The sequence below is a fragment of the Frankia sp. CoBUL1 genome, from assembly GCF_978021245.1.
Map to the genome: position 1 here is coordinate 1 of NZ_CDXDOS010000157.1, position 7898 is coordinate 7898.

At 68.6% G+C, this 7898-nt stretch carries 6 protein-coding genes; all 6 read right to left on the reverse strand.

Annotation, left to right across the window (positions count from 1 at the left end; genetic code table 11):
* Positions 1-220: 220 nt before the first annotated feature.
* Positions 221-1024, reverse strand: a complete 804-nt coding sequence (locus tag AC08OX_RS12095; RefSeq protein WP_476607913.1) for a Crp/Fnr family transcriptional regulator — start codon at positions 1022-1024, stop codon at positions 221-223.
* Positions 1025-1292: 268 nt separating this feature from the next.
* The gene (locus tag AC08OX_RS12100; RefSeq protein WP_476607914.1) at positions 1293-1697 is read right to left on the reverse strand and encodes a hypothetical protein; all 405 of its coding nucleotides are present in this window, start codon (positions 1695-1697) and stop codon (positions 1293-1295) included.
* Positions 1698-1952: 255 nt separating this feature from the next.
* The gene (locus AC08OX_RS12105) at positions 1953-2681 is read right to left on the reverse strand and encodes a rhomboid-like protein (protein ID WP_476607915.1); all 729 of its coding nucleotides are present in this window, start codon (positions 2679-2681) and stop codon (positions 1953-1955) included.
* A gap of 371 nt (positions 2682-3052) precedes the next feature.
* Positions 3053-4147, reverse strand: a complete 1095-nt coding sequence (locus tag AC08OX_RS12110; protein ID WP_476607918.1) for an alpha/beta hydrolase — start codon at positions 4145-4147, stop codon at positions 3053-3055.
* A gap of 85 nt (positions 4148-4232) precedes the next feature.
* The gene (locus tag AC08OX_RS12115; RefSeq protein ID WP_476607916.1) at positions 4233-6140 is read right to left on the reverse strand and encodes a phosphatidylglycerol lysyltransferase domain-containing protein; all 1908 of its coding nucleotides are present in this window, start codon (positions 6138-6140) and stop codon (positions 4233-4235) included.
* Between the two features lie 960 nt (positions 6141-7100).
* Positions 7101-7898 (reverse strand): ribonuclease BN (locus AC08OX_RS12120; RefSeq protein WP_476607917.1); only part of this gene is annotated, 798 nt, incomplete at its 5' end.

The following is a 7898-nucleotide window of genomic DNA, read 5'->3' on the forward strand; positions in this document are numbered from 1 at the left end:
GGAGTCCGAAAAGTCAAGGAAACCCTCGAACACATCGCCGGAGACCGCCGCCGGGCACTCCAGTTCATGGCCACTTAGCGCAACGGGCCGTCACACCACGCGACCTTCGCGCAGCCCTGGGGGGCATTGCCATGCTGTCGGTGCCGCCATGGACCGGTGTAGAGGCCATCGCTGAATCCTTCGCGTTCGCGGGAGAGCACGGATGTCGTGCCCGTGTTCTTCAGCGTCGCGGCGGAAGAGTGACAAAAACGTCCATCGACGGACGGTTCAACGGTGGCACGGACCACATCTCGTCGGCCCACCGGCTCCCGTCAACGGAGAACCAGCGGACGACCTGGAGCCCGCCGGGCCAGACCGGCATGCTCAGCCGGTCGTGATGCCCACCTCGGCCCGCCACCGCGAGCCGTGGCCCCGGCCTCAGCACCTGTTCCTCTCGCAATGCCGCCACATGTGCGGCCACCGTGCTCCGGGCGAGCCCCAGGGACTCCGCGACGGCATCGAGCGAGAACGGCACCCGCATCGGATCGGGCAGCTCCGGTCCGGCGAGGGCGACCAGTTCCAACAGCAGGCGGGCGACCCGCTGCCGCGGCGAGAAATGCACGAGCTGATGCTGATAGGGAACCGTTTCGGACAGCTTGCTCACCACGTAGTCAGCCAGCGCTCCCTGAACACCGTGCCGCCGCAGGAAGGAGTCGAGCGTGGCGGCGGAGACCCGATGCGCCTCGCATCGATCGATCGCCTGCACCGTGGCGGTGCGTCCGGTTCCGATTCGCGCCATCTCACCGATCATGTCCCCGGGCGAACGCAGCGCCAGCAGGAGGGCCGAGCCCTCCGCGTCCACGCGCACCACCTTTACCCGGCCGGTGGTCAGCAGAAGCAGGAAATCATCTGAATCGCCCTGACGCAGCAGCACCTGCCGCGACCGGAAATGGCACCGGGAACCGCATGACAACAACGCCTGCCAGAGACGGTCGCCGAGGATAGCCTGCATTCCCCGCCGGGCAGGCCGGACAGAATCGGTCATCCCACAGAAGTATCGCGGATCGGGCCCGCATTCGGCGCCGCCACCGAGAGGATGCGGCTGAGGTGACCGACCAGCGGTCTTGTCCGATCAATCCTTTCTATCCGGTTCGTCCGGTTCGCTCTCGGCCGCGATGTACCGATGTACCGATGCGCCGCGCCGCGGATGGTCGAACTGCTGCCATCCGCGGCACGGTGCCCGGCTCCCCGTGCCATCGGCGCAGGGCCTCGTTCACCGGCCGGGCCGGGCCCCGGGTGGACGGGTTACTCGACTACTCGACGCCCTCGAAAATCCAGCCCCTGTCCTCCCTGAAGATAGGTGACAGGGCAACCAGCGGCGGGTAGATGAGCGCCGGGTGAAGTCCCAGGGTCAGTTCATTGTCCGGGACACCGATGGTGAAGGTACCCGACTGGGGACCATCAGCGATCTTCCATTCACGCGGCTCCGGGAGCACACGTACCCGCTCGAATGTGTCCGGGTCACCATCGAAGCTCACAAAAGCCCCGCCGGACGGCTTGCGGATCGTGTAGGTGTCGTCGTTGGCGCGCCGCACCTGCCACACCTGCCCGCCGCCGTTGCCGTCAGGCAGAAGGACGAGGTTGCCCCCGCCCACGTCGGTGAGGGTCTGCTGCCCGGCGATGCTGATCCGGTAGATGCCGTCGATCGCACTTGCCACGCTTGGCTCCTCTTCCGTCAAAGGAACAACTGGTCACGGTTGTAACCAGCCGCGATTGAGAATGTTGCTGCCTGCACCAGAGTCAGAAGGAAAATCTTCCCTTTGATGACATGACGAGACCCTTTTTGGCGGTTCGATGAGACAGGAAAGCCCTGCGATGGAGCACTGGACGAGCAGACCGTGGTGGCACCGGACAGCCAGGACGCTACCACCATCATGCCCGCTGGTGCCGGCGTTTCGGATCAGCGGCACACACTAAAAATGCAGATCAAGACCCGACTCGCGCCGTCCACGTATCCAACGATATCTTCGCACACCAAACCGCGCTTTGTGGCCGGACTTCGCCCTCCTGTTCCCCCCGACGTCCCACCAGCCGCGCCGGGCGGCGTCCCACCGAGCGGTGTCCCGCCGCGCCGCGGCGCGGCGGCGCACCGGTGGCGCGAGCCCCGCGAGCGCACCGAGGGCGAGGGCCGCCGTGTGGCCGACCGCGTCGAGCTCCCCACGGCTCACCCCCTTCATCATCACGGGGAGTACGACGACGAAGGTCAGTGACGCCAGAGCGCGCAGCGACCGGCGGGAGGGCAGCACCACGAGCGCGGTCAGGGCGGTCGCCACGACATAGCTCGGCCCGACATCCAGGACGTGCAGAGCGGTCCGCGGCAACCCGCCGGTGACGACCCGCAGGTCCAGCACACCCTGGGAGATCAACGTCGCCCCGGCATGCCCACCCAGCACGACGGCCAGCGCGGTGGCGCCTCCCGCCGTCGCCTCCAAGCCGCCCACGGCCAGGCCCGCGAACATGAGCCACGGCGCCAACGGCCCCTCGGGCAGCCACGGAATACTGCCCACAAGCACCCCGAGGGGATGGTGGCGCATCTGGTCGAAGGTTGTGTTCATGGCCCACTGCCAGCGGGTCGCCGTGGCCGGGTCGACGTACTGGAACACCCGCGCCGCGACGAGGGCGCCGAGCAAGGAGTCGGTCACCGGGAACCGGCCTACGGTCACCGGCAGCCGCCGCACGCCCGACCACGGGCGGCCCGACCACGGGCGGCCCGGGTTTGGGCTGGCGGCGCCCTCGGCCCCGTGAACGTGCTCCGCGCCGACAGGGCCGTCGTCATCTCCGGCGGGGGCCGGTGTGCGGACGGTCATGGGACTCCGGCCCCCGGTCCACCTCGGATGTTCTCCGCCGGCGCGGCCCATCCCCGCTGATCGCCCCGGCCTGGAATCGAGCACGCCACGGAACACTCCCGCCTGACGAGAAGCAGGGCCCATCTGAAGAATGTCTTCGCCCGGCGCTGTCATTCCCGGCACCGCAGCGGCCGACCAGATGTGCCGACGGTCGCGCCGGGGGACGGTCACGCCGGGCGGACGTCGGACGGTACCGCCCACAGCAGGCTGTCTCGAAGCGCCGGACGCCACACGCCGAAGTCGTGACCGCCGGGGCGCAGCCGCAGCACGACGTCGAAGCCCGGACGCTGCCCCAGGGCGCGGGCCATCGCCTCCGTGTCGCCCAACGCCTCATGATCGCCATGCCCGCAGTCCAGCCACACCCGCATCGGCGGGAACGGTGGGAGCGTCGCCGCGTACCGGGCCGGGGTGTTCGCCGCCACGACCAGAGCGAGATCGGGCCGGTTCCCGAACAGGCCGACCATCCCACCGTCGTGGGTCGGTTTCGACATCCCGGACATATCAATGATCGTCTCGACGAGGTCACGGTGGCGTAGCCCGAGGTTCAGCGCGCAGAACCCGCCGGCGGACATTCCGACGAAGATCCGGTCGGCTCGGTCCGCGATGGCGCGCAACCGCCGGTCGACCGTCGAGATCACGTCGTCGATCAGATAGGTCTCGATGTTCTCGCCGGGCCGGTCGACGCATTCGCTGTCGTCGAGCCAACCGTGGCTCAGGCGCGGGGCGACGAGGATCGCGGGCCGGCCGACCCCGGCGAGAAGCGCGCCGACCTGCGCGGCCCGGCCCGCCCGGTACCAGTCGACCGGCACCCCCGGCGAGCCGTGCATAAGGTAGACGACGGGGAACCGGACGTGCGGTTCGGTGAAGTACTGGGGCGGAAGGTACACCAGTGCCTGCTTTGCCTCCTTCACACCGAACCCGCTGTGCGTGCCGGGGACCAACAGGTCGATAACCGATCCGTCCGGGTGCGGCGGCGCTGGCGCCACAGCCTCCCGCGCCGACCCCGTCGGCCAGGACTTCACCCCGATGACGTCGTCGACCCGCGGCAGGTAGCCGTAGTAGGCGTTGACCAGATCCGCCGCCGTCACCAACGTGAGCAGCATGGCGAGGATGCCCATCCCGAACGCGGCGGGGCGTCCCACCCGGTTCCGATGCCCCGCCCGGCGCCGGTGGGCCAGCCACCCGCAGCCTGCCCAGCAGGCGAGCGACATTCCCGCCAGGGACAGCAGGAACCACTTCCCGATGACGACCAGAGACCCCAAATCCACACTCCCCTGCGAGTGTGTCCACGGCGTGGACGACGTGGACAATATGGACAATATGGACGACGTGGCCTGAAGGTGATGGTCAGCCCGGCCCGGGGCCGGTCGAGGTGTCCTTTCTTCGGGCACGGTGATGGAGGCCTGCCGTTCCAGGCCGGGGTAGTCGGGATAGTCGGGACAACCGGGATAGCCCGGATAGATGGTCGCGCCAGCAGGGCCAGACCAGGAAGGCCTCGGCTTCGAGCATCGCCAAGGCGATCCGTGGTAGCTCGGAACTGGCGGGGTAGCAGATATAACGGGGCTGCCAGGTGGGTTGAAATTTGGCGTTGAACCGGTACAAGCTATCTATTTGGAACCAGCGGGACAAGAATATTAATAGGGAACGCCAGCAGCGGATGACCGGCCCGGCGCCCAGGCGCTCGCCGCGTTCGAGTGCGGACCGGAAGAACGCAAAGTTCAGCGACAGCCGTTCGACGCCCAGCTCGCGGGCCTGGCGCAGGGCGCTGACGATGAGGAACTCGTTCAGCCCGTTGTCGGTGGTCCGGTCCCGCGTCATCGCGTCCAGCGACAGGCCGTTGGGGCCCCACGGCACGAAATGCAGCAGGGCGCGCAGCCGGGGCTCGGTGCCGGCCGCGTCGGCATGCGACGCGCCGTCCCCGATGCCGCTTGTCGTGTCGTTCGCCGGGTGGCCCGGAGCACCGTTCACCGGGTCGTCCGCGTCATGGGGACCCGCGTCATGGGAGAAGGCCATCACGGCTACGCAGTCACCGTCCGCGCCGCCGCCGAGGCGGCCGAGCGCCATCGAGAAGCCCCGTTCCGTCTGGGTACCCCGCCAGGCAGCGGCCTGTGCCTTCAGCCGCGCGATGTCGGCCGGCGCGAGATCGCCGACCCGCCGCGCGACCGCGGTGTAGCCGGCGCGTTCCACCCGGGCGACCGCCTGGCGAACGTTACGCATCGCCCGGCCCTCCAGCGTGAACGACTCCGTGTCGACGATGGCCTCGTCACCGAATTCCAGCGCGCACAGCCCGGCGCGGGTCCAGGCGAAGCCACCCGCCTCCGAGCAGCCGAGGACCGCCGGCGTCCACGCATGATCGGCCGCCTCACGCAGGAACTCCCTGATGGCCCCCGGCCAGGCCTCCCGGTCACCGAGCGGGTCTCCGCTGGCCAGCATCACGCCGGAAACCACCCGGTAGGCCACGCAGGCCTTGCCGGTCGGCGACCAGATCACCGACTTGTCCGACCGCAGCGCGAAGTATCCCAGCGAGTCGGCCTTGCCGTGCCGGGCCAGCAGGGCACGTATCCGTTCCTCGTCGGAGTCGGTCAGCCGGGGCCGGGGCTCGGGCGGTCGCAGCGCGAGGTAGCCGGTGGTCACTATGGTCAACAGGCCCATCGTCAGCAGCACGCGGGCGGCGAGGTCGGAGAACCGGTCGGAGGTGAACCGTAGCGGACCGGGGATCCCGACGAGTCCCTCGACGATCTGTTCGAACTGGGCGGACAGCGAATGCGGGCCGACGATCCGGTCCTGACGCACATAAAGCAGCAGGAACCCGATCCCGATCGAGACGACGGTGAGCAGCAGGCCGACGCCGAGCGCCCGCCAACGCGTCGACGGGTCGCCCTTGGCCCGGAACTCCCCGTAGACCAGCAGCAGGGCGATGAGCAGCGCGGCCGATCCGGCCGCCTCCTCGTAGTCCAGACCCTTGGCAACGTGGAGCACGATGCTCACGCCGAGCAGGACCAGCACGGCCCGCCAGGCCCGCCGCTTGCAGCGGCGCAGCCCCGGCGTCAGCAGCACGAGCAGCATGCCGACGACGACGGTGAACGCGGCGGCCTGTTGGGAGGCCGCCGGGGGCAGGAGCACCCGCAGGTCCTCCAGGCGGGAGCGCCACTCCGGGGTGACCGCGGAGATGACGTCCACCAGGCCGACAACCAGGGCCAGCAGCGCGGCGATCCGAGGCGCCCACGGCTGTTTCCAGGGGGGCAGCACGGGCATCCGGCCGCTCTTCCTGCCGGGACGGGCGCCGGGTGATGTCGTCGGCGGCGGGGCAGACGACAGCTGTGAGGCAGACGGGGCACGCGGTGCCTGGGGGGCAGGCTGTGCGGGAGGGACGGGAGAGGCCGCTGACCCCCGACCGACCGGACCAGACCGGGCGGACAGGCCCCGGCGGGCGCCGGGCCGCCCGGGTTCCGGCCGCACCGCCGGGCGTGGCCACCACCGGCGCCGGATGACGGCGCGCTCGTTCGCCTCGGGCAGCGCGTTTCCCCCCCGCCGCCCGTCGGCGGAGCGCCCGGCCGAGGTGCCCGATGCCCCGGTCCCGCTCGAGATTCTCATGATCCCTATCGTCTCCCGATGGGTCGCTTGCTATGGCGCTCAGGACCTGGAGACGATAAACCGCCCCGTCACGGACGTTCCTCGTGCCACCCGATCGTAGCCGGGCCGAGTCGCGGGGTGGTCACGCGCAGAAGGCGCCGAGTCGTGGACGAGGGCCAGGCGGGTGTCCCCGGGCCAGCAGGGAAGGACGACCTGGACGATCTCCGCCCGAACGTCTAGACACACCCAGCAGACCAGCCCACATGCGACATTTAGGCAGTTAACTCACTTATCTAGCTCACTTAGCTACTCCCATCCGGACGGAGGTGACCCTGTGAGGTCGATCCGCGGTCTACTCATCCTGCGCTGCCGCTGCGGCCATGCGCGTCATGACCACGAGCACTACCGGCCCGGCTCGGATTGCGGCCGATGCGGGTGCCCGGCTTGGACCCTGTGGAGGCGACGTTGACGCCCCTGAACCGTTGACGCCCCTGAACCCAGGGTAAGACAGGCAGGACGCCGATCGACCAGATCAGCCACTCACACAGCGTCACCTCCTGCTGTCCTCCGGACACGATCAACACCAGGTCACACGTCATTGGCCCTTGTGGCCCTCGGCGCCGATCCGCGCACCGGCTCAGCTCATGATTTCCGGGCTTGGTCTCGGCCCATCCTCCTCCCGATGTGAAACTTTCTGAGGATGCCGGCGACCGACAGCTCGGTGTCGAGATACCACGTGCCGACGATTACCCCCCCGATGAGGACGACACCGAAACCGATCAGCCACGACAGGATGGTGAACACGACCCCGATCCCGCCATAGCTGCGCTCGTTCGCCACGATGGAAGCCGAGAATGCCAGCCGGCTGACGACACCCAGACCAGTCAGGCCGATCGTCGTGAACAGGGCTGTCGGCCACGAGTCCCGCCAGCTCATCCGGCCGATGGTGAGTACCCGGACCCCGACCCACAAGAAGAGCACCAGGATCACGGTGGCTACCAGGCCGTAGCAGACCTGACCAGCCACGGTGCCGGTGAGCAGCGCCCCGAGACTCGTGGTAGCGACGAGAAAGAAGATCAATCCGCAGAGCCAGCCGACCTGGGCCAGTAGGCCGCGTAGCCCGAATGGCTTCAGCCTGAAGACCCGCACATAAATGGACTGGACGGACGCAGCCAGACTCAGTCCGCCAACTATCAGCCAGAGCACTCCCAGTACTGTCCAGCCGGTGAGGACGGTTCCGCTCCGCGGGGTAAAGAGTCGTTCCACGGCCATCGCCGCATCATGGCTCAACCCCATGCGCGCGATGATTATGTCCGCCGCACCGCCCTGCCGCAGTGGCGACAGCGCCGCCAGCGTGATAACAAAAGGAAAGAAAATCATCAGGATCATCGCGGCGAGATTCATCGCCCTGTTAATCAGATCCGCCTCATGTAGTGAGCC